Below are 21,725 nucleotides of genomic sequence, written 5' to 3'. Positions count from 1 at the left end.
GTCCAAGACCGTGAGGGCGCCCCGCCGTTCCACCCCCTCCCCCTCCCACATCCGGGGGTGGAGGGGGTTGGGGGCGGAGGGAGAGGGGTTCGAAATGCTGCCGGATATTTGTGGCGCAGGAGAGGTCACCGGATACGGAGTACCAGAAGCGCCGTAAATATACCGATTTCGAACCCCTCTCCCGCAGCCCCCGGCCCCCGACCCACGCACGACCCGAGCCCGCCCGACCCGAGCCGGCCCGAGGCGGTCCGAGGCGGGCTACTCGTAGGCGTAGAAGAGGCGTTCGACGACGGCGCGGGCGCGGCGGGTGCGGCGGCGGTAGTCCTCCAGCATGTCGCCGACGTGGCCGGGCGGGTAGCCGAGGTAGCGGCCGACGGCGGCGAGTTCGCGGCCGTCGCTGGGGAAGGTGTCGCCGGGGCGGCCGCGGACGAGCATGACGGCGTTGCGGACGCGGGTGGCGAGAACCCAGGCGTCGTCGAGGACTGCGGCGTCCTCGGGGTCGATGAGCCCGGCCTCGCGGGCGGCGGCGAGGGCCGGGCGGGTGCCGGTGGTGCGCAGGGCGGGCAGCCGCCCCGCGTGCTGGAGTTGCACGAGCTGAATCGTCCACTCGACGTCGGACAGCCCGCCGCGCCCGAGCTTGGCGTGCGTAGTGGGGTCGGCGCCGCGCGGCAGCCGCTCGGTCTCCATCCGGGCCTTCAGGCGCCGTATCTCGCGGACCGCCTCTTCTTCGAGGCCGTTCTCCGGGTACCGCAGCGGGTCGACCAGGGCGGTGAACCGCGCCCCGAGATCCGCGTCGCCCGCGACCGGCAGGGCGCGCAGCAGCGCCTGGTTCTCCCAGATCAGCCCCCAGCGCCGGTAGTAGGCGGCGTACGACGCGAGGCTGCGGACCATGGGCCCGCTCTTGCCCTCGGGCCGCAGATCGGCGTCGACCAGCAGCGGCGGGTCCGCGGTGGGGATCTGGAGCAGGCGGCGCAGCTCGTCGGCGACGGCGAGCGCGGCGCGGGTGGCCTCGCCCTCGTCGGCGCCGTCGAGCGGTTCGTGGACGAAGAGCACGTCGGCGTCCGAGCCGTAGGCCAGCTCCCGGCCGCCGAAGCGGCCCATGCCGATGACGGCGAAACGGGTGGGCAGCGGGTGCGCGTCGTTGCCGGTGACGTGGTTGACGGCGGCGCGCAGCGCGCCCGCGAGCGTCGCGGCGGTGAGCCCGTAGATGGCGGTGCCGACGCGGTCGACCAGCGCGGCGGGGTCCGGCGGCTCGTCGGGCGTCTCCTCCTGGGCCTCCTCGTCGTCGCCGTAGGTGTCGATGAGGTCGGCGGCGGCGGTACGGAACAGCTCGCGGCGGCGTACTCCCCGTACCGAGGCGATGGCCTGCTCGGGGGTGTCGGCGCGGCCGACGGCGGCCAGCACCTCCTGCTCCAGGGCGGCGTGGTCGCGCGGCACGAGACCGTCGGCGGCGCCGAGCAGCGCGACCGCCTCGGGGGCGCGCATCAGCAGGTCGGGGGCGAGCCGCCCGGAGGAGAGGACGCGGGCCAGCCGCTGCGCCGCCGCGCCCTCGTCGCGCAGCAGCCGCAGGTACCAGGGGGTCTTGCCGAGCGCGTCGGAGACCTTGCGGAAGCCGAGCAGCCCGGCGTCGGGGTCGGCGGAGTCCGCGAACCAGCCGAGCAGCACCGGAAGCAGCGTGCGCTGGATGGCGGCCTTGCGGCTGACGCCGCTGGCCAGCGCCTCCAGGTGGCGGACGGCGGCGGCCGGGTCGGCGTATCCGAGCGCCTGGAGGCGCTGGCGGGCCGCGTCGGTGCTGAGCCGGGTCTCCTCGCCGCCGAGCTGGGCGACCGCGTCCAGCAGCGGCCGGTAGAACAGCTTCTCGTGCAGCCGCCGTACCTCCATGGCGTGCCGCTTCCACTCCCGGTTCAGCTCGGCGACCGGGTCGGCGCGGAAGCCCAGGCCGCGGCCGAGGCGGCGCAGTCCCGCCTGGTCGTCGGGGACGAGGTGGGTGCGGCGCATCTTCTGGAGCTGGATGCGGTGTTCCATCAGCCGCAGGAAGCGGTAGGCGTCGTCGAGCGCGGCGGCGTCGGTGCGGCCGACGTAGCCGCCCGCGGCGAGGTCGGCGAGCGCGGTCAGCGTGGTGCCGCTGCGCAGCGAGGGATCGGTTCGGCCGTGCACGAGCTGGAGGAGCTGCACGGCGAATTCGACGTCGCGCAGGCCGCCGGGGCCGAGCTTCAGCTCGCGGTCGATCTGGGCGGCGGGGATGTTCTCCACGACGCGGCGGCGCATCTGCTGCACGTCGGTGACGAAGTTCTCGCGCTCGGCGGCCTGCCAGACCAGCGGGCGGATCGCGGCCAGGTACTCCTCGCCGAGCGCCTCGTCCCCGGCGACCGGCCTGGCCTTGAGCAGCGCCTGGAACTCCCAGGTCTTCGCCCACCGCCGGTAGTAGGCGAGGTGGCTGGAGAGCGTACGGACCAGCGGCCCGTTCTTGCCCTCGGGCCGCAGATTGGCGTCGACCGGCCAGATCGTGCCCTCGGCGGTGGTGTCGGAGCAGATCCGCATCATCCGGGCGGCCAGCCGGGTGGCGGCGCGTACGGCGGTGCCCTCCGCGTCCTCCTGGCCCGCCGTCTCCTCGGCCGGTTCCGCCACGTAGACGACGTCGACGTCGGAGACGTAGTTCAGCTCGTGGCCGCCGCACTTGCCCATGCCGATGACGGACAGCCGGCAGACGGCGGCGTCCTGCGGGCTCTCGGCTGCGGCTATCGCCAGCGCGGCGCGCAGGGTGGCGGTGGCGAGGTCGGCCAGTTCCGCGGCGGTACGCACCAGGTCGCTGGTGCCGCACACGTCGCGGGCGGCGATGCCGAGCAGGCAGCGGCGGTAGGCGACGCGCAGCGCGTCGGGGGTGTCGGCGCCCGAGAGGGCCCGGACGAAGTCGGCGACGCCCGGGTGCAGGTCGGCGGACTCGTACATCACCAGCGCGTGCCAGTGGGCGGGGTGCCGGGCGAGGTGGTCACCGAGGGCTTCGGAGGCGCCGAGGATGCCCAGCAGGCGGTCGCGCAGCGGCTTCGCCGTCATGACGGTGTCCAGCAGCGTCCGCCGCTCCGCCGGGTCCAGCGCCTCCGTGAGGCGTACCAGGCTGATCAGCGCCTGGTCGGGGTCGGCCGTCGCGCCCAGCGCCTCCAGCAGCACCGGGTCCGTCCTGACCGTCGACAGCTCGGGCAGCTCCAGCAGCCGCTCGGCCGCCGCCGGGTCCGTGAAGCCGTGCCGCAGCAGCCGCGTGAACGTACTGCTCCGGCGTCCCTGCATCGGCCCTCCCGGCGGGTCATGTGGTGTGGCGGGGTGACGCTCGACTGGCTTGGTTTGGTTTGGCTTGGTTTGGCTTCGCGGTGGCGCGTGTCCCGTACCCCGGAACGGTCCCGCGCAAGCCCGGATCGATCAAGGCTTCGGTTTGAGCGTAACCCCCTGCGGGGGGCTCGGTAGCCGGAGTGCGGCCACCAGCCCACCCGACCCCGATCCCGAGCCCCGCACACGACCCCATCCACCGCCCCGCCCCAGCGACCAAGAGGCCCGCACGGGCGTGACCGCGACCGAGTCGTCCGAGCTGCCGCAGGCGGCCAAGGCAAGAGGCCCACGCGGGCGTGGCCGCGACCGCACGACCCAGACCACGGTCCGCGTGCCGAACCGCACGGCACGCATGGCATGGGCGCAACCGCACGACCCGCACGGTGAGGGCGCAACCGCATAGCTCGCACCGCGCTGCGCGCGCAGCACCGCCCCACCAACCGCGACACCCCACCTCCCGGCCGGAGGCCCCCCGCGGCGCGGGCGCAACCGCACGGCGCGCGCAGCGCCGCCCCAGCAACCGCACCACCCCGGCCTCCGACCCAAGGCCCCCGCCGTGCGGACGGAATCGCACGACCCGCACCACGCGGCGCGGGCAGCGCCGCCCCGCCGACCGCGACACCCCACCTCCCGGCCGGAGGCCCCCCGCGCCGCAGGCGCAACCGCACGACCCGCACCACGCGGCGCGCGCGCAGCGCCGACTCACCGACCACACCACCCCCCTCCCTGCCGGAGGCCCCGCACGGCGCGAGCGGACATCACGGGCTTGGCCACGCGGGAGAGTGGCGCGGCGTGGTGGGCGGGGCTGCCCGGTAGGGGGCAGGGGGGCGGCGCCCCAGCAGGAGGGTTGTGGGAGCCGGCGGCAGGCCGTACCTCGGTGTTCGCCTTCATTTCACCCGGCGCCCGCTCGCCCTGACGTGATCGGGCTCTTAAAATTTGTCATGTACAGCGGTTCCTCGTCCTTCCCCCCACTACCGGAGGTACGCCGTGCACGGCTGGACTCTGCCCCGCCGCAGCCGCACCGCTCTGTTGTCCGCAGTCGGCCTCGCCGCCGCGTCCGCCGGTCTGTGGACCGGTCTCGGCGGCTCGGCGCACGCGGCCGGTTCTGTGCCCACCCCCGACCACACCCTCGTGGTGGTCATGGAGAACCACGCGTACAGCCAGGTCATCGGCAGTTCGAGCGCGCCGTACATCAACTCGCTGGCCACCGGCGGCGCGAATCTCACGCAGAGCCACGCGATCACGCACCCGAGCCAGCCGAACTACTACGCGCTGTTCTCCGGGTCCACGCAGGGCGTGACGGACGACAGTTGCGTGAAGATCGGCTTCAGCTCGGCCGCGAATCTCGGCTCCGAGGTGATCGCCGCGGGCAAGACCTTCGGCAGTTACAACGAGACGCTGCCGAGCCAGGGTTCGACGACCTGCAAGAGCGGCAACTACGCGCAGAAGCACAACCCGTGGTTCGGCTTCGGCAATGTCCCGACGTCGACCGCGAAGACCTTCGCGCAGTTCCCGACGGACTACTCGACGCTGCCGCGGATGTCCTTCGTCGTACCGAATCTGTGCAGCGACATGCACGACTGCTCGGTGGCGACCGGCGACACCTGGATCAAGAACAACCTGGGCGCGTACGCGACGTGGGCGAAGACCCACAACAGCGTGCTGGTCGTGACCTTCGACGAGGACAACTCGCTGAGCGGCAACCGGATTCCGACCGTCTTCTACGGTCAGCCGGTCACCGCGGGCAGTTCGTCCGCGACCAACTACAACCACTACAACCTGCTGCGCACACTGGAGGATCTGGCGGGTACCTCGGGGCACGCGGGCAACGCCGCGTCCGCCGCGGACATCACCGGCATCTGGACCAACTGACCGATGTACGTCAGCGAGAGCCGCGGCAGCACGCCCGCGACACCCGCACCGACGAGCGCGGCGGACAGCCCGACGACAGCGCCGACGACCGCCCGGGGCCCGCGTCCCGGGCGGTCGTCCGCGGTCACCTCGACGGTGCTCGCGCTCGGCGCGGTCAGCCTCATCACCGATGTGTCGTCGGAGATGGTCACCGCGGTGCTGCCGCTGTACCTGGTCACCGGGCTCGGGCTCTCCCCGCTCGGCTTCGGTCTGCTCGACGGCGTCTACAACGGATTCAGCGCGGTGGTACGGCTGGTCGGCGGTCATCTCGCCGACCGCGGCGGGCGGCACAAGGCGGTGGCCGCCTTCGGGTACGGGCTGTCCGCGCTGTGCAAGCCGCTGCTGCTGGCCGTGCACACGTTGCCGCTGATCGGCGCGGTGCTCGCCGTCGACCGCACCGGCAAGGGTCTGCGGACCGCGCCGCGCGACGCGCTCATCTCGCTATCGGCGCCCCCGGAGTCGCGGGGCCGGGCGTTCGGTGTGCACCGCGCGATGGACACCACCGGGGCGCTTCTCGGGCCGCTGGCAGCCTTCCTGATCCTCCGTCAGGCGGCGGAAGGATACGACGCGGTCTTCACCGTCAGCTTCTGCGTGGCGGCGGTCGGCGTGGTCGTGCTGCTGCTGTTCGTGCCGTCGGGCGTACGGCGGTCAACTTCCGCGCCTGACAAGGACGTTGACCGGCCGTCCCTACGGGCCGCCGTGGGGCTGCTCGGGCGGCGGGAGCTGCGCGGGCTGGCGCTGTGCGCGGTGGCGCTCGGGCTCGCCACCGTCAGCGACTCCTTCGTCTATCTGCTGCTGCAACGCCGACTCGGCGTCCCCGACCGCTGGTTCGCGCTCCTCCCGCTGGGCACCGCCGCCGCCTTCCTGCTGCTCGCCGTGCCGCTGGGCCGCTGGGCGGACCGGGTCGGCCGCTGGCGGGTCTTCGTCGGCGGCCACTTCGCGCTGCTCCTGGCGTACGGGCTGCTCCTCGCCCACCTGCGGGCGGGCGTACTGCCGTACGCCGTACTGGCGTTGCACGGGGCCTTCTACGCGGCCACGGACGGGGTACTGATGGCGGCCGCGGCCGGTTCCGTACCGGCGGCGCTGCGCTCCAGCGGGCTCGCGCTCGTACAGACCGGGCAGGCCGCAGCGCGCTTCGTCTGCTCCATAGCCTTCGGGGCGGCGTGGACCGCGTGGGGCGACCAATCCGCCCTGACGGGGGCCGCGTTGGCACTGACGGCGAGCGTCGCGCTGTCGGTCCGGCTGCGGCCGTCACGGACTCCCACGGCACCGGAGGCGACGGCATGAGCGGGCGGGTCGAGGGCGGTATGAGCATGCGCAACCGGCTGCTGGTGCTGCTGGCCAGCATCACCGTGCTGGCGTGCGTGGCGGGGGTCGCGGTGTGGCGGGCCGCCGACCGGGCCGACCGGAAGAACCAGGTGCAGGCGGGCGGCCCCGCCGTCCGCGCCGGTACGGTCTCGCTGGCCGCCGGCGGCCCCCGTATCGTCTTCCGCTCCATGGCGTGGGGGCCGCACCGCGACGAGTTGGCCTCGGTGCCCGCCTCCGCGCCGGACGGGCCCCGCGTCGCGTCCGGCGTGAAGTGCCTGCGCTTCTACGCGGCGGGCGGCACCGGCATCTGCCTCCAGGCCAAGCGCGGCGCGGTCAACGACTCGTACGACGCGGTCGTCCTGGACTCGGCGCTGCGCGCCACCCGCCGTGTGCCGCTCGCGGGCATCCCCACCCGCGCCCGTGTCTCGCCCAGCGGGCGGATGGCCGCCTGGACCGTCTTCGTCGGCGGCGACTCGTACGCGGGCACCGACTTCTCGACCCGCACCTCGATCCTGGACACCCGCACCGGGACCCTCCAGTCGTCCCTCGAGGACTACGCCGTCACCCGCGACGGGCGCCGCGTGCGCGCCGCCGATATCAACTTCTGGGGCGTCACCTTCGCCGACGACCGGCACTTCTACGCCACGCTCGCCACCGGCGGCCACACCTACCTCGTGCGCGGCGACGTCGCCGCCCGTACCGTCACCACGCTGCGCACCAACGTCGAGTGCCCGTCGCTCTCCCCCGACGGCACCCGGATCGCCTTCAAGAAACGCGTGCCCGGCCTGCCCGCCGACGCCCCCTGGCGCCTCTACGTCCTCGACCTGGCCACCTCGCGCGAGTGGCCGCTGGCCGAGACCCGCAGCGTCGACGACCAGGCCGTGTGGTCCGACAACGCGACCGTCGTCTACTCCCTCCCCGGCGACTACGGCTCCGACCTGTACACCGCCCCCGCCGACGGCACCGGCGCCCCCCGCCTCCTCACCCCCTCGGCCCTGGCCCCCGCCTGGCTGCCCTGACCCCGGAGGTGACGTCCTCCGGGGCGGCCCCGCCTCGGGGGCGCGGGTCAGCAGACGCGGACGGACTGCGCGGAGGAGAGGTCGCTGTCGGTGTAGCCGGGCGGGCGGCCCGAGTAGTCCTGGGCGACGCTGCCGATGGGGTTCTTGCCGTCGCGGCCGTAGTAGAAGGTGGTGCGCACCCCGCCGACCTGGTTGTTGTTGATCCAGGTGGCCTGCTCGTCGATGGCGATGTTGTGGACCGCGCAGGCGTTCCACGGGCCGAGCCAGTACCACGTGTTGGTGTCCGTGTTGTGGATGTGCAGGCACATGTCGCCCACCGGGGGGAGGTTGCAGTCCACCGCCTGGGCGGGGGACGCGGCCACGAAGCCGACCGTGCCGGCGAGCAGCGCGCCGCTTACCGCGAGGGTGACCGTCCGCTTTCCGATACGCATACTCAAGGGCCTCCTTGTTCGCAGGAATTGACCGAATTCCGCACCCGGAGCCGTGCCGACGCATTGCCGTTCACGGTCGCGCGTAAACGCGCACCGATTCTCCGGGCAGCCCCAAGTAGACGCCGACGTTGGCCGGGATTGCCATTGATTGGATGAGGTTCCAATGTTTGGCTGGCGGTTCGGACGTCCGCCCGATCCGTCCGGGAAGGCATCATGCTGCGTCTGTCGCTGGGCCCGGCCGAGCTGGCCAGGACCCGGTTCGCCATCTCACCGATGGTCGAACTGTTCGGTGTCCTGTCCACCGCCATGAGGTCGTCCCGCCGCGGGGAACGGCTCGGCGCGCTGCCGCGGCTGCTGCACGACCGGCAGATGCCCCTGCTGGCGGGGTTCTTCCAGGGCGAGGTGTGGCTGCCGGATTTCATCAGCCCCGCGCCCGCGCGGTTCGCGCCCAGCCTGGATGACGAACTCCACCGGATAGCCACCCTCGCGCCGACCCGGCTGGTACAGGAAATCACCGTGTTCACCACGGGCTTCGCCGGTCAGGGCTTTCCCGGACCCGAGCTGCCCGCGCCGGTCCTGAGCCAACTCGACCGGGGGGAAACCGCATTCGTCCAGAAAGCGGCTCAGGAACTGCACGCTTTGTGGAACCACACACTCGCAGCGCGCTGGCCGGTGATCCGCGGCCGCCTCGAAGCCGATATCAACGCCCGTTCCCAGCTCATGGCCCGGCAGGGAACCGGCGCGGTCCTGGATTCCCTGCACGCGGACACCGGTTGGCACGACGGCACACTGACCATCCGCAGCCCGTTCCGCACCACGGTGCCGCACGCCCCGGCCGTCGTCATGATCCCCACCGTCACCGGGGACCTGACGCCGGGCCTCGACCCGATGTTCCAGCACGACACGATGCTCTGCTATCCGGTGCCCCGCGCTCCGTCAGGCCGCCGCGCCGCACAGGGCGGCCACCCGGCGGCCGACGTCCTGGGGGCCACCCGGCACAGCCTGCTGCTGTCGCTGGGCCGCCCCCTCACCACCACGGAGCTGGCCGAGCTCCACCACCTGGACCCGTCGACCGTCTCCTACCACCTCACGCGCCTGCACCGGGCGGGTCTCCTCACCCGGACCCGCCACGGCCACCGCGTCTACTACCGCCGCACCCCGCAGGCCGAACAGCTCCTCTCGGCTACAGGTTCGGGAGGTTCTTCCGCAGCTCGAAGGCGGTGACCTCGGAGCGGTACTCCTCCCACTCCTGCTTCTTGTTGCGCAGGAAGAAGTCGAAGACGTGCTCGCCGAGGGTCTCGGCGACGAGTTCGCTGCGCTCCATGAGGGTGATGGCCTCGCCGAGGTTCTGCGGGAGGGGCTCGATGCCGAGGGCGCGGCGCTCGGAGTCGGACAGGGCCCAGACGTCGTCGTCGGCGCCGGCCGGGAGTTCGTAGCCCTCCTGGATGCCCTTCATGCCCGCGGCGAGGAGGACGGCGTAGGCGAGGTAGGGGTTGGCGCCGGAGTCGATCGAGCGGACCTCGACGCGGGTGGAGCCGGTCTTGCCGGGCTTGTACATGGGGACGCGGATCAGGGCCGAGCGGTTGTTGTGGCCCCAGCAGATGTACGAGGGGGCCTCGCCGCCCGCGCCAGCGGTGCGCTGGGAGCCGCCCCAGATCCGCTTGTAGGAGTTGACCCACTGGTTGGTGACCGCGGCGGTCTCACCGGCGTGCCGGAGCAGGCCCGCGATGAAGGAGCGGCCGACCTTGGAGAGCTGGAACTCCGCGCCCGACTCGTAGAAGGCGTTGCGGTCGCCCTCGAAGAGCGACAGGTGGGTGTGCATGCCGGAGCCGGGGTGCTCGGAGAACGGCTTGGGCATGAAGGTGGCGTGCACGCCCTGTTCGAGGGCGACCTGCTTCATGACGAGCCGGAAGGTCATCACATTGTCGGCGGTGGAGAGCGCGTCGGCGTAGCGCAGGTCGATCTCCTGCTGGCCGGGGGCGCCCTCGTGGTGCGAGAACTCCACCGAGATGCCCATGGACTCCAGCATCGTGATGGCCTGGCGGCGGAAGTCCATGCCGACGTTCTGCGGGGTGTGGTCGAAGTAGCCGGAGTTGTCGGCGGGGGTGGGCCGCCCGCCGTCCATCGGCTTGTCCTTGAGCAGGAAGAACTCGATCTCGGGGTGGGTGTAGAAGGTGAAGCCGAGGTCGGAGGTCTTGGCGAGCGCGCGCTTGAGGACGTAGCGCGGGTCGGCGTACGACGGGGAGCCGTCGGGCATGAGGATGTCGCAGAACATGCGCGCGGTGCCGGGGCTCTCGGCGCGCCAGGGCAGGATCTGGAAGGTGCTGGGGTCCGGCTTGGCGATCATGTCGGACTCGTACACCCGGGCGAAGCCCTCGATGGCGGAGCCGTCGAAGCCGATGCCCTCGTCGAAGGCCTGCTCCAGTTCGGCCGGTGCGACGGCGACCGACTTCAGGTAGCCGAGCACGTCGGTGAACCACAGGCGGACGAAGCGGATGTCCCGCTCCTCCAGGGTGCGGAGAACGAACTCCTGCTGCTTGTCCATATCCATCCATCCTTGCCGGTCAGGCCACCTGCTCCCCGCCACTGGCCATATCGGGGACGCACATCCGGGATTGCGAGCCGAGCATCCCATCACGCGATTTCCGGCGCGTTGCGGGGGCCCTCTCCCCCATAGTGCCTGCCCGCGACGAGTCCTTCATCATCGCGCGGCGCCTGATCGCGGCGCCTGATCGGTGATGGCGCGGAAAGGTCAGCGTTTTGATAAGGGTAGCCTTACCTAAGACGTACGTCTGTTCGCCACAGCTGCGTACCCGTACGAGGAGCCGTACCCGTGGGCACACGCACGCGTGGCGGCGGCCGTCGCGGGGCCCGCCGTCGTCGGCTATCTGCTGGACGCCGGCTGGCGCCTCGCCAACCGCTGGCCGCGACCGCTGACCGCGACCGCTGATCGCGGGGTCCGCGCTACCCGAAGGTGTCGATGCTCGCGATCTTCCAGGTGCCGTCCTGGTGCACGGCGTCCACCGCGAACATCGCCGCCGCGTAAGTGGTCGCCGCGTTCGCGGACTTGGCGGTGCTGGTGTTGCTCTGGTCGGCGAAGACCAGGACGCGGGCGCGGTCGCCGTCGAGCAGTTCCACGCCGGTGTCGGTGACGGTCGTGGTCAGCACGAGCTTCTGCGCCGGTGCCTGGGCGCGGACCTGGGCGAGCATCGTCGCGTACTGCTGGACGGCCTTGCCGGTCAGTACGCGCTTGGCCGCGTCGTCGGTGCGGGCGGTGTCGGCGTAGTTGTAGGAGAAGACCGCGTTCACGGCCTGGGCGACGGTGCCTTTGACCTCGCTGGTGCGGGCGGTGTCGGTCAGCGCGGTGTTGCCGGAGGCCACCGAGTCGCGCAGGTCGGACGCCTTGCCCGCGGACCAGGCGGCGAGGCCGCCGAGCAGCACGGTCAGCAGGGCGAGGCCGACGGTGAGGACGGTGACGGGCCGCGGGCGCCACGTGCGCGGGCCGCTCCCGGCCTCGGGTTCAGCGTCGGCGGCCGTGCCGGTGGGAGTCCCGGCGGTGACGTCGGCGGTGACGTCGGCCGCCTTGTCGGACGTACGCGGCGGCCGTGCCGGGCGGGTGCGGACGGCGGTCGCGGCGCGGCCCCGGGCGGGGCGCTCCGAACGGCCGCCGCCCTCCGCCTCGGTCTCCGGGCCGGTGTCGGAGTGGATGTCGGTGGCGGTGTCGGAGTCGGAGTGGATGTCGGTGGCGGTGTCGGAGTCGGAGTGGATGTCGGTGGCGGCTTCCGCCGTGCGGGTCACGCGCTCGCGCGGCGGCGCGGTGGCCGCCAGGCGGCGTTGGCGGTTGATGAGGTGGCGGGTGGTCGACATGGGCGGCGGTCCTCTCGCGGACGGCGGGGCGGCTTACTGGCCGTCGGTGGTGGACGGTGACGGCCTCGCGGTGGCGGTGCCGCCGCTCGGGGGCGAGGACGCGGACGGGTCCGCGGCGCTGTCGCCCATCGGGGCCTGGCCGAGGGCGCTGAGCTTCCAGCCCGTGTCGGTGCGGGTGAGTTCGCCGAGCATCCGGCTCTCCTTGACCGCGGGCTTGGCCTTGGGCGCCTCGACGGTGATCCGCAGCGCGATCATGACGCTGGCCTTGCCGGTCCTGGTGTCGAGTTCGGTGACCGCGCCGGACAGGATCTTCGCGGTGCTGACCGTCTGGGCCTGCCGCACCTGCTTCTCGAACGCGGCCCGCCCCTGGACCAGTTGGCTGTGCAGGTCGCCGGTCGTGGAGCTCTCCCAGATGTCGAGCCCGTGGTCGACGTCGGAGTGGTCCAGGGTGTTCATGTTCTGCACCGCCTGCTCCCCCGCCGCGAGCACCGTGTCGCGGGTCCGGGCGAAGGCCGCGTCGTCGTCGTGCGCGGCCCCGTACCAGGACCAGCCGGTCAGGGCGGCGGCGACCGCCGCGGCGACGGCGAGCGCGACGGCCGTGGCGAGCAGCGACCGGCCCGGCGCGCGCAGCCGCGCCCCGAGCCGGTCCCGCGACCCGCCGCCACCCTTGAAGGGCATCCGTGCCATCCGTCCTCCTCCTACCGGGCCTTGAGATCGGTGATCCGCCAGTGGTCGCCGTCGAGCCTGGCGGTGACCGAGAGTTGGGCCGCCGCGCTGGTGGCCGCGGCGCCCTTGCGCTGGGCGGTCTGGTCGAGGAAGACCAGCAGCCGGGCGTGGTCGGCGGTGAGCCGGACGACCCCGGCGCGCACCACCCGTGTGGTCAGGGTGAGTTGCTGCTCGGCGACGCGCTGCCGGATCTGCCCGAACAGCGCCTGGTACTGGTCGGCCGCCGCGCCGTCCAGCAGGTCGCGGGCGGCCCGCTCGGTCGACCCGGTGTCCTCCGGCGTGTACGCGAAGATCTTGCCGAGCGCGTTGCTGACGTCCCCGACGACCCGGTTGGTCGCCTCGGTGTCGGTCAGCGCGCGGTTGTCCGTCGCGGCCGGGTCGGTCAACCGGTGGGCCGCGTAACCGAATCCGCCGCCGCCGAGGAGCAGCAGCACGATCGCGGCGACCGCCGCCGTACGCCGCGCACCGTACGGCCACCGCCAACGCCGTCCGGCGGCGGCCTCGTTGGCCTCCGCCTCGTCCGGAGCGGCGGCCCCCGATGCGTCGGTCTGCGGCGCCTCGGCCTCCGCCGCCTCGGCCTCGGGCTCATGCGTGGTGCTCACTGGGCCGCCCCTCCTAGCTCGCGCCGACGGGCACCGCGGTGAGCGCCGTGAGTTTCCAGCCGTCCGAGGTACGGGACAGGCCCGCCTCGAACCGCTTGCGGTCGGTGGTGGCCGCGCCGCCGCGCGGCATGACCCGGACCTGCACGGTCGCGATGAGCTTCGCCGTACCGGCCCTGGTGTCGAGTTCGGTGACCGCCGCGTCGGTGACCGTGCCCCGGGTGGAGGTGCCGGACTGCTTGAGCGCGGCGGCGTCCGCGGTGTGCGTACGGCTCATGCGGTCGTGCAGCGGCCCGGTCGTCGTGTCCAGCCAGGCCGCGAGGTCGCGGTCCAGGTGGGCCGCGTCCACCGTGTTCAGCCGGGTGATGTCCCGCTGCCCGTCGGTCAGTACGGCGTCGCGGGCCTTGGCGTAATTGAGCGTGCCGTCGCCGCGCGTGTCCGCGTACGACCAGGCGCCGAGCGCGCACACCACGGCGGCGACCGCCCACGCGGTGACCCAGACCAGGGTGGACCGGCGGGCGCTCATCGGGTGCCCCCGAAGCCCGTGTTCCCGAAGCCCGTGCCCCCGGAGCGCGTGTCACCGAACCGCGTGTCGCCGAGGCCGAGCAGATCCGCCATCGTGCCGCCGCTGGGCCCGGTCGGCAGCGAGGGCAGGCCCAGCGCTCCCGGCAGCACGCTCGTGCCGTACGTCGTCGTCCCGGTGGACGGGCCCGCGGCGGACGGGGTCCCGGCGCCGGTCGGCAGCACCGAGCCGGGCTGCACGGGGTTCGGGACGCCCCCGCCGCTCGGGGCGTTGGCCGAGCCGCGCACGTCGGTGCCGGAGGAGGCGGGGGCGGTGCAGCGGGCCGCGGTGTTGAGGGCGGTGGCGGGCGCCTTGGTGTCCAGGCCGTTGCGGTACGTGGTGCCGCCGTATCCGGAGGTGCAGGGCAGCGGGGAGAAGAAGGTGACGGCCATGCCGAAGTGCAGGCCCTTGCCGTCCACCGCCGTCGATCCGGCGGCGGCCACCGCGGGCACCTTGACCAGGAATTCCTCGATGCCGTGCTGCCGGGTGACGGCCACGTCCGAGGTGGTCAGCAAGTTGGCCAGGACGACGCTGAGTTGGGGTCCGACGTCCCGCAGCAGCGCGCTGACCTGTCCGGCCGCGTCGGGCGCCGCGGCGATGAGCCGTCGCAGGTCGGTGTCGGAGTCGTTGAGCTGCTTGGCGAGCTGACTGGCGCTGCTGGCGAAGGACTTGATGGCGTCGCCCTCGTCGGCCTGCGTGCGCAGCACCGTCCGCCCGTCGGCCATCAGCGTGATGTTGCCGGGCAGGTTCATGTCCGCGGCGGAGATGAACTCGCCGCTGGTGTCGAGCAGCGACTGGAGGTTGTCGCCCTGTCCCGCGAACGCCTTGCCGAATTCGTCGACGACGGTCTGAAGGGACTTCAACGGGACCGATCCGGCCAGGCTGTTGACGCTGGTGAGCAGGTTGGTGACGGGCGCGGGGATGGTGGTGTCGGCGCGTTCGACGCGGGAGCCGTCGGCGAGATACGGCCCCTGGTCGGTGGTCGGCCGCAGGTCGATGTACTGCTCGCCGACGGCGGACAGGCTGGCGACGACGGCCTTGAGGTGGGAGGGGATGTGCGGCGCGGAGTCGTTGATCCGCAAGGACGCCTCCACGCCGTCGTCGGTGAGTCTGATCGGGCCGACCCGGCCGACCGAGACACCGCGGTAGGTGACGTTGGCGTGCTCGAACAGGCCGCCCGCTTCAGGGAGTTCGACCTTGACGGTGTAGTAGCCGCGCAGGCCCACGTACCGGCCGAGGTCGGCGTAGCGGACGCCGATGAAGCCGAGCACGAGCACGGCGATCAGCAGGAAGGCGATGTTCTTGGCGATGGTGACGCGGGTCAGCATCAGCGGCCCCCGGTCCTGGTCGAGCCGGTGACCGACGGCAGCGGCAGCGGGATGCCCGCCTCCCGCAGCTTCTTGTCGACCGTCGTCGTCCGGTCGGCCTTGGCGTGCGCGGACATCGGGTTCTCGGGGTCGGGCGGGTAGACGTTCCCGGACGCGGGCATCTCGGGGATGAGCTGCGTGCCGGGTACGGCGGTCAGGTCGAGGTAGACGTTGAGGTAGTCGCCCTTGACGCCGTTGAGGACCTCGTCGGTGAACGGGTAGGTGACCAGCACCTGGAGCGAGTCGGGCAGCGCGTCGCCCGCGTCGGCGAGCCGTCGCAGGGTGGGCGCGAGGGCCTTGAGGTCGGCGACCATGTCGTCCTTGCTGCGGTTGACGGTGTCCACCGCGACGCCGGAGAGCGTGTCCAGCGAGCGCAGCATGGTGACCAGCGAGCCGCGCTGCTGTTCCAGCACCTTCAGTCCGGGGCTGAGGCCGGTCAGTACGGTGCCGATCTTCTGGTCGCGGGCGGCGAGGGTGGCGGACAGTTCGTTGACGCCGTCGAGCGCGTCGGTGATGTCCTGCTTGTGGGCGTCGAGGTCGCTGACGAGCGTGTCGACCTGGTGGAGCATGGAGCGGATCTGCGGTTCGTTGCCGGTCAGGGCCTTGTTCAGCTCCACCGAGATGGTCTTGAGCTGGGCGACGCCGCCGCCGTTGAGCAGCATGGACAGTGCGCCGAAGACCTCTTCGACCTCGGGGTTGCGGTTGGTGCGCGAGGCGGGGATGACGGCGCCGTCGCGCAGGGTGCCGCTGGCGGCCCGCGTGCCGGGCGGCGCGGAGAGCTGGATGTACTTCTCGCCGAGCAGGCTGGACTGTTCCAGGTGCGCGTACGCGTTGGCGGGCAGTCGCACCTTGCCGTTGACCTTCATGGTGACGGTCGCGGACCAGCCGTCGGCGCCGAGGCCGATCTTGGTGACGCGGCCGACGGCGACGTCGTTGACGCGTACGGACGCCTGCGGGACGAGGTCGAGGACGTCGGCGAAGTCGGCCTTCACGGTGTAGGGGTGGCCGCCGAGGTCGGCGCCGCCGGGCAGCGGCACGTTCTGGACGTTCAGCGAGCAGCCGGCGAGGGCGAGCGCGAGCAGCGCGGTCCCGCCGACGGTGGCGGCGCTCCCCCGGGTGTGCGGACGCTTCATCGGGCCGCCCCCTTGGTGTAGACGGTGCCGACCGCCGGCAGGGGCAGCGGCAGGGTCTTGGCGTCCTTGGCCGCGGGCGTGAAGTCGGAGCCGGTCCTTGCGGTGTCCTTGGCGGCGGCGGGCGAGATGTCGCCGCCCATGCTCAGTTCGTTGATGTTGGCGCGCCCGTCGATGGTGCCGTGCTGCGGGTCGTAGGCGTTGAGGAGGTTGTCGGCGGCCAGCGGCGCGGTGTCGAGGAGTTCGGCGAGTGACGCGCGCTGGTCGACCAACGTCTGGGTGATCGGGGCGAGTTTGCCGATGCTGGTCTTCAGCCGGGCCCGGTTGTCCTGGATGAAGGTCTTCACCTGGCCGAGCGCGGTGGACAGTTGGTGCAGCGCGCCGCCCAGGTTCTCCTTGTCCTCGGCCAGGAAGCCGCTGACGGTGGAGAGTTGATCGGTGGCGGCCCGTACCTTGCCGTCGTTGTTCTTCAGCATGGTGGTGAAGGACTGGAGGTAGGACAGGGTCGCGAAGAGGTCGTCGCTGTGGCCGTTGAGGGTCTTGGTGGCCTGGCCGAGCTGGTCGATGCTGTCGCCGATGGCCTTGCCGTTGCCGTCGAGGTTCTTCGCGCCGGTGTCGAGGAGGTTCGACAGGGCGCCGGTGGCGTTGGCGCCGTTCGGGCCGAGGGCGTCGCTGAGCCGGGTGATGCTCTCGTAGAGCTGGTCGACCTCGACGGGGGTCGCGGTGCGGGTGGCCGGGATGACGGTGCCCGCGGTGATCCGGGGGCCGCCGGTGTAGGCCGGGGTGAGCTGGATGTAGCGGTCGGCGACGACGCTGGGCGCGACGACGACGGCGCCGGCTCCCGCCGGGACCTTCACCCCGTGGTCGAGGACCAGCACGACCTTGACCTGCTTGCCCTGCGGCTTCACCGAGTCGACGGTGCCGACCTTGACGCCGAGCACGCGCAGGTCGGATCCGGCGTAGACGCCCACGGCGTGGTCGAAGTAGGCGGTGATCCTGGTGCCGTCGGGGCCGCCGAAGAGGCGTACGCCGCCGTAGGCGAGGGCCGCGAGGACGACGGCGAGCACCGTGCCGAGGGCGATGGCCCGCCGCTCTCGCGCGGCGCGGCCGGTGGATGCCTTCACGATGTGCCTCCCGTCGCCTTGGGCGGCTCGCACCCGGTCGTCGGCTGGGTGCCCGGGGGCAGATAGCTCTTGGGGACCAGGCCGCACAGATAGCTGTCGAACCAGCGGCCGTTGCCGAGGGTGTTGCCGACCAGCCGGTAGTAGGGCGCGGCCAGGGCGAGCGCCTTGTCGAGGCTGGACTGGTTGGCGAGCAGTACGCCGGTGACCCGGTCGAGGGCGTCCAGGGTCGGGCCGAGCTGCCGGTTGTTGTCGGCGACCAGGCCGTTGAGCTGGGTGCCGAGGTCCTGGGTGCCGGTGAGCAGCGCGTGGATGGCGTCGCGGCGCTTCTGGATTTCGCCGAGCAGCAGGTTGCCGTCCGAGATCAGCGTCTGGAAGCGGCTGTTCTGGTCGGAGAGGGTCTTGGTGAGCTGCTTGCTGCCCGCGAGCAGGTCGGCGAGCTGGGCGTCCCGGCTGGAGATGGTCCGCGACAGCGACGACAGGCCGGTGGCGGCGCTGCGCACCGAGGCCGGGGTGTCCTTGAAGGTGTCGGAGAGGGTCTGGAAGCTGGCGGCGAGCTGCGTGGTGTCGATCGACCCGAGGGTGTTGCCGAGGCCGTCGAGCGCCTGCGTGACGTCGTACGGCGAGGTGGTGCGGGTCCTGGGGATGCGCTGGCCGGGGTTCTGCGCGCGGCTGCCGAGCGGGTCGACGGCCAGGTACTTCTCGCCGAGCAGCGTCTTGATGCCGATGGCGGCGGTGCTGGCGTCGCCGATCCAGGTGTCCTTGACGCGGAAGGTGACCTTGACCTGGGCGCCGTCCAGCGACACCCCGGTGACCTTGCCGACCTTGACGCCCGCGACCCGCACCTCGTTGCCGGACCTGAGCCCGGCGGCCTCGGTGAAGCTCGCGCTGTACGTGGTGCCGCCGCCGATCAGCGGGAGCGCGTCCGCGTTGTACGCGACCAGGCCGGCCAGGGCGAGCACGAGCAGGCCGACGGTGCCGACGAGGACGGGGCTGCGTTCGCGCAGCGGCCGGAAGAGGGGGCGGCCCCGGCGCGCGGGGGCGCGGAAGCGGAGGCGCGGGGTCGGTATGCGGGGGCGGTTCATGACCGGCACCTCGATTCGGTGATCGCTATGCCGGTGGGCGGCTTGCTGCCGTCGGAGGTGGTGACCCCGGCGACGGTGGCCTGGCAGAGGTAGAGGTTGAGCCAGGAGCCGTAGGAGGCGAGCCGGCCGATGGTCTGGAGCTTGGCCGGGGTCTTGGTGAGGAAGTTCTCCAACTGCGGTGTGTTGTCGGCGAGGTTGGTGGACAGCCGGCCGAGCTGGGCGATGGAGTCCTTCAGCGGCTGGCGGCCGTCGGTGAGCAACCCGGCGGTGCTGGTGGTGAGTTGGGAGATCGCGGTGATCGACTGGCCGATCGGTTCGCGGTCGGAGGCGAAGCCGCTGACGAGCTGCTGGAGCGAGGTCACCAGGTCGTTGAACCCGGCCTCGCGGGTGTTCACCGTGGTGAGCACCGAGTTGAGGTTGTCGATGACCTGGCCGATCACCTTGTCCTTGGCGGCGAGCGTCGTGGTCAGCGAACCGACGTTGCTGATCAGGCTGTCGACGGTGCCGCCCTCGCCCTGGAGCACCTGGACGATCTCGCCCGCGAGCTGGTTGACGTCCTTGGGCGACAGGCCCTGGAACAGCGGCTGGAAGCCGTTGAAGAGCTGGGTGAGGTCGAGGGCCGGGGTGGTGCGCTGGAGGGGGATGGTGTCGCCGGGGGCGAGCGCTTGGCCGACCGGTCCCGTGCCCTGCTGGAGGTCGATGTACCGCTGGCCGACCATGTTGAGGTACTTGATAGTGGCGGTCACCGATCCGGGCAGCTTCCGGGCGCGCTGCACCGAGAAGTGCACCTGCGCGACGCGGTGGTCGACGACCTTGATCGAGTCGACCTGGCCGACCTTGACCCCGGCGATCCGGACGCTGTCGCCCGAGGTGAGGCCGGTGGCGTCGGTGAACCGGGCGTTGTAGCCGGAGGTGTCGCCGACGTCGGTTCCGCCCGCGATGCTCACCGCGAGGACGGTGGTGGCCAGCGCGGTGACCAGGATGAAGATCAGCGACTTGACGATCGGCCCGACGAGGCTGCGGCGCTTCACCGCACCGTCACCTCCGCCCCTCGGTAGACGGGACCGGTGAGCAGGCTGCTCCAGTCGGGGAGCGAGCCGGGGTCGGTGCCGATGCCCGGCGCGAGGAGTTCGTTGATCAGCTCGTTCTCCTGCGGGGAGTTGGCCGGGGAGTCGGTGGTGGTCACGCTGGACGTGGACGCCGTGGACGCCGTGGACGTCGTGGCGGTCGGCGAGGTCGCGGACTTCGTGGAGTGCGTCGCGGCCGGTGCGCCGCCGCGGCCGGTGTACGGGACCGGGTAGCACTGCGGGCCGCCGCTCGCGTCGTACACCGGGGTGTCCTTGCCGGGGACGTACTTGCCGCGGGACGGCACGCTGGTGAGGTCGACGTGCAGGCCCGGCTCGTGGGTGCCCTTGCCGAGCGCCTTGTCCATGACGGGGACGAAGGCGGCCAGGGTGCGCAGCGTGCAGGGGAAGGACGGGGAGTACTTCGCGAGCAGCCCGAGGGTGCCGCGGCTGTCGGCGGTCAGCCGGATGATGGTGTCCTTGTTCTGCCGCAGATACGTCGTCAGGTCCTGCGCGGTGGCGGTGGTGCTGCCGTACACGCTGTTGAGGTCGGCCTGTTCCTCGGCGATGGTGCCGCTGGTCCTGGTGAAGTCGGTGAGGGCCTGCACGATGTCGGGCGCGGCGGCGTTGTAGACGTGGCTGACGGTGACGAGCTGCTTGATGTCGTCGTTCAGCACGGGCAGTTCGGGGTTGAGCTTGGTCAGGTAGCGGTCGAGCTGGACGAGGGTGGTGCCGAGCTGGGTGCCGCGGCCGTCGAGCGCGGTCGCGACGGCGTTGAGGGTCGCGGCGAGCTTCTGCGGCTGGACGGCGGTGAGCAGCGGCAGCACGTTGTCGAGCACCTGCTGGAGCTCGATGGCGTCGCTGGAGCGGTCCTGGGCGATGGTGCTGTCGGCGGCGAGAGTGGGGCCGCCGCCGGTGGTGTCGGTGCCCGCGGGGGGTACGAGGGCCACGAAGCGTTCGCCGAACAGCGTGGTGGGCAGCATCTGCGCGGTGACGTCCGCGGGGATGCGCTTGAGCTGGCCGGGGTCGATGGCGAGGTTGAGCCGGGCGCCGTCGCCGTCGGCACTGATGGAGGCGACCCGGCCGACGACGACCCCGCGCAGTTTCACGTCGGCGCCCTGGTGCATCTCGTTGCCGACGGTGCCGGTCTCCAGGTGGACGGTCGCGGTGTCGCTGAACGTCTTGTCGTAGACGGCGACCGCGAGCCAGGCCAGCAGCGCGGGCACCAGCAGGAAGACGACGCCGGCGGTCCTGCGGCGGGCGGTGGCGCCGCCGGTCGGGCGGCGGCGCGGGGCCGGGGGCGCTCCGGCGGGACGGGTGTCGGTGGTGGTCATCCCGCCACCCGCACCGTCGTGGTGGCGCCCCAGATCGCCAGGCTGAGGAAGAAGTCGGTGATCGAGATGATCACGATGGCGTTGCGCACCGAGCGGCCGACGGCGATGCCGACGCCCGCGGGGCCGCCCTTGGCGGTGAACCCGTAGTAGCAGTGGGCGAGGATCACGATGACGCTGAAGATCAGCACTTTCAGTCCGGAGAGCAGGACGTCCTGGGGGGACAGGAAGAGGTTGAAGTAGTGGTCGTAGGTGCCCGCGGACTGGCCGTTGAACATGACGGTGACCATCCGGGAGGCGACGTAGCTGCTGAGCAGGCCGATGCCGTAGAGCGGGACGATGGCGACGACCCCGGCGATGATCCGGGTGGTGACCAGGTACGGCATGCTGCGCAGGCCCATGCCCTCCAGCGCGTCGACCTCCTCGTTGATCCGCATCGCGCCGAGCTGGGCGGTGAATCCGGCGCCGACGGTGGCCGACAGGGCCAGGCCCGCGACGAGCGGGGCGATCTCGCGGGTGTTGAAGTAGGCGGAGATGAAGCCGGTGAACGCGGCGGTGCCGAGCTGGTTCATCGCCGCGTAGCCCTGGAGGCCGACGACGGTGCCGGTGGCGAGGGTCATGCCGATCATCACGCCGACGGTGCCGCCGATGACGCCGAGGCCGCCGCTGCCGAACACGACCTCGGCGAGCAGGCGTTGGACCTCTTTGAGGTACCGGCGCAAGGTGCGCGGGATCCACAGCACGGCGGTGATGTGGAAGATGAAGTGGTCGCCGGTCTCGTCCAGCCAGTGCAGCCAGCGGCCGGTGTTCCGGCGTCGGCGCGGCCGTGGTCCTTCGGGCGGCGGCTCGGCCTGCGGGGTGTCCTTGTCCAGGAGCGCCATCG

Annotated in this window: 18 protein-coding genes; 4 read left to right on the top strand and 14 right to left on the bottom strand. The window is 72.1% G+C overall.

From position 1 onward, the window contains the following. Positions 1 to 258: 258 nt before the first annotated feature. On the bottom strand, positions 259 to 3,285 hold the full coding sequence (locus ACFZAM_RS07565) for a bifunctional [glutamine synthetase] adenylyltransferase/[glutamine synthetase]-adenylyl-L-tyrosine phosphorylase (protein ID WP_391043770.1): 3,027 nt from the start codon (positions 3,283 to 3,285) through the stop codon (positions 259 to 261). A gap of 1,023 nt (positions 3,286 to 4,308) precedes the next feature. On the opposite strand from ACFZAM_RS07565, the gene ACFZAM_RS07560 reads away from it, so the two are divergent. Genes ACFZAM_RS07560 through ACFZAM_RS07550 form a run of 3 tightly spaced genes read left to right on the top strand, consistent with a single transcriptional unit; the run spans position 4,309 to position 7,559 of the window. Next, on the top strand, positions 4,309 to 5,193 hold the full coding sequence (locus tag ACFZAM_RS07560; RefSeq protein ID WP_188279784.1) for an alkaline phosphatase family protein: 885 nt from the start codon (positions 4,309 to 4,311) through the stop codon (positions 5,191 to 5,193). A 3-nt stretch (positions 5,194 to 5,196) separates the two neighbouring features. After that, entirely contained in the window at positions 5,197 to 6,519 is a 1,323-nt protein-coding gene (locus ACFZAM_RS07555; protein WP_391043767.1) for an MFS transporter, read from the top strand. A 20-nt stretch (positions 6,520 to 6,539) separates the two neighbouring features. Next, positions 6,540 to 7,559: a TolB family protein gene (locus ACFZAM_RS07550; protein ID WP_391044256.1), complete on the top strand. Its 1,020-nt coding sequence runs from the start codon at positions 6,540 to 6,542 to the stop codon at positions 7,557 to 7,559. Positions 7,560 to 7,606: 47 nt separating this feature from the next. Here ACFZAM_RS07550 and ACFZAM_RS07545 read toward each other — a convergent pair whose 3' ends face one another. Then, positions 7,607 to 7,990 (bottom strand): hypothetical protein, encoded by a 384-nt coding sequence (locus tag ACFZAM_RS07545; RefSeq protein ID WP_355334424.1) that lies wholly within the window; start codon positions 7,988 to 7,990, stop codon positions 7,607 to 7,609. Between the two features lie 213 nt (positions 7,991 to 8,203). On the opposite strand from ACFZAM_RS07545, the gene ACFZAM_RS07540 reads away from it, so the two are divergent. Continuing rightward, positions 8,204 to 9,214: a helix-turn-helix domain-containing protein gene (locus ACFZAM_RS07540; protein WP_391043765.1), complete on the top strand. Its 1,011-nt coding sequence runs from the start codon at positions 8,204 to 8,206 to the stop codon at positions 9,212 to 9,214. Here ACFZAM_RS07540 and ACFZAM_RS07535 read toward each other — a convergent pair. The 12 genes from ACFZAM_RS07535 to ACFZAM_RS07480 form a co-directional block, all read right to left on the bottom strand. Next, positions 9,174 to 10,535, bottom strand: coding sequence for a glutamine synthetase family protein (locus ACFZAM_RS07535; protein ID WP_188279782.1), 1,362 nt, complete (start codon positions 10,533 to 10,535; stop codon positions 9,174 to 9,176). The genes ACFZAM_RS07540 and ACFZAM_RS07535 overlap by 41 nt on opposite strands. A 419-nt stretch (positions 10,536 to 10,954) precedes the next feature. Continuing rightward, entirely contained in the window at positions 10,955 to 11,857 is a 903-nt protein-coding gene (locus tag ACFZAM_RS07530; protein ID WP_391043762.1) for a hypothetical protein, read from the bottom strand. Positions 11,858 to 11,890: 33 nt separating this feature from the next. Next, positions 11,891 to 12,544 carry a nuclear transport factor 2 family protein gene (locus tag ACFZAM_RS07525; RefSeq protein WP_391043760.1) on the bottom strand — a complete coding sequence of 218 codons (654 nt, stop codon included), beginning with the start codon at positions 12,542 to 12,544 and terminating at the stop codon, positions 11,891 to 11,893. 11 nt (positions 12,545 to 12,555) lie between these two features. After that, positions 12,556 to 13,185, bottom strand: a complete 630-nt coding sequence (locus tag ACFZAM_RS07520; RefSeq protein WP_355334435.1) for a hypothetical protein — start codon at positions 13,183 to 13,185, stop codon at positions 12,556 to 12,558. Between the two features lie 13 nt (positions 13,186 to 13,198). Further along, positions 13,199 to 13,708, bottom strand: a complete 510-nt coding sequence (locus tag ACFZAM_RS07515; protein WP_355334437.1) for a hypothetical protein — start codon at positions 13,706 to 13,708, stop codon at positions 13,199 to 13,201. Continuing rightward, positions 13,705 to 15,072, bottom strand: coding sequence for an MCE family protein (locus ACFZAM_RS07510; protein WP_391043757.1), 1,368 nt, complete (start codon positions 15,070 to 15,072; stop codon positions 13,705 to 13,707). Before ACFZAM_RS07510 ends, ACFZAM_RS07515 begins: the two co-directional genes overlap by 4 nt. Further along, positions 15,072 to 16,244 carry an MCE family protein gene (locus tag ACFZAM_RS07505; protein ID WP_391043755.1) on the bottom strand — a complete coding sequence of 391 codons (1,173 nt, stop codon included), beginning with the start codon at positions 16,242 to 16,244 and terminating at the stop codon, positions 15,072 to 15,074. The genes ACFZAM_RS07510 and ACFZAM_RS07505 overlap by 1 nt, the downstream gene beginning before the upstream one ends. Continuing rightward, positions 16,241 to 17,365 (bottom strand): MCE family protein, encoded by a 1,125-nt coding sequence (locus ACFZAM_RS07500; protein WP_391043753.1) that lies wholly within the window; start codon positions 17,363 to 17,365, stop codon positions 16,241 to 16,243. Before ACFZAM_RS07500 ends, ACFZAM_RS07505 begins: the two co-directional genes overlap by 4 nt. Beyond that, entirely contained in the window at positions 17,362 to 18,447 is a 1,086-nt protein-coding gene (locus tag ACFZAM_RS07495) for an MCE family protein (RefSeq protein ID WP_391043751.1), read from the bottom strand. The genes ACFZAM_RS07500 and ACFZAM_RS07495 overlap by 4 nt, the downstream gene beginning before the upstream one ends. Beyond that, positions 18,444 to 19,478 (bottom strand): MCE family protein, encoded by a 1,035-nt coding sequence (locus ACFZAM_RS07490; protein ID WP_391043749.1) that lies wholly within the window; start codon positions 19,476 to 19,478, stop codon positions 18,444 to 18,446. The genes ACFZAM_RS07495 and ACFZAM_RS07490 overlap by 4 nt, the downstream gene beginning before the upstream one ends. After that, positions 19,475 to 20,845 carry an MCE family protein gene (locus ACFZAM_RS07485; protein ID WP_391043746.1) on the bottom strand — a complete coding sequence of 457 codons (1,371 nt, stop codon included), beginning with the start codon at positions 20,843 to 20,845 and terminating at the stop codon, positions 19,475 to 19,477. Before ACFZAM_RS07485 ends, ACFZAM_RS07490 begins: the two co-directional genes overlap by 4 nt. Beyond that, positions 20,842 to 21,723: an ABC transporter permease gene (locus ACFZAM_RS07480; RefSeq protein ID WP_391043745.1), complete on the bottom strand. Its 882-nt coding sequence runs from the start codon at positions 21,721 to 21,723 to the stop codon at positions 20,842 to 20,844. The genes ACFZAM_RS07485 and ACFZAM_RS07480 overlap by 4 nt, the downstream gene beginning before the upstream one ends. Positions 21,724 to 21,725: the final 2 nt, after the last annotated feature.

This window comes from Streptomyces sp. NPDC008079, from assembly GCF_042957385.1.
Taxonomy (GTDB): domain Bacteria; phylum Actinomycetota; class Actinomycetes; order Streptomycetales; family Streptomycetaceae; genus Actinacidiphila.
The sequence above is the reverse complement of the archived record's forward strand: the minus strand, read 5'-3'. Positions and strand labels throughout refer to the sequence as shown.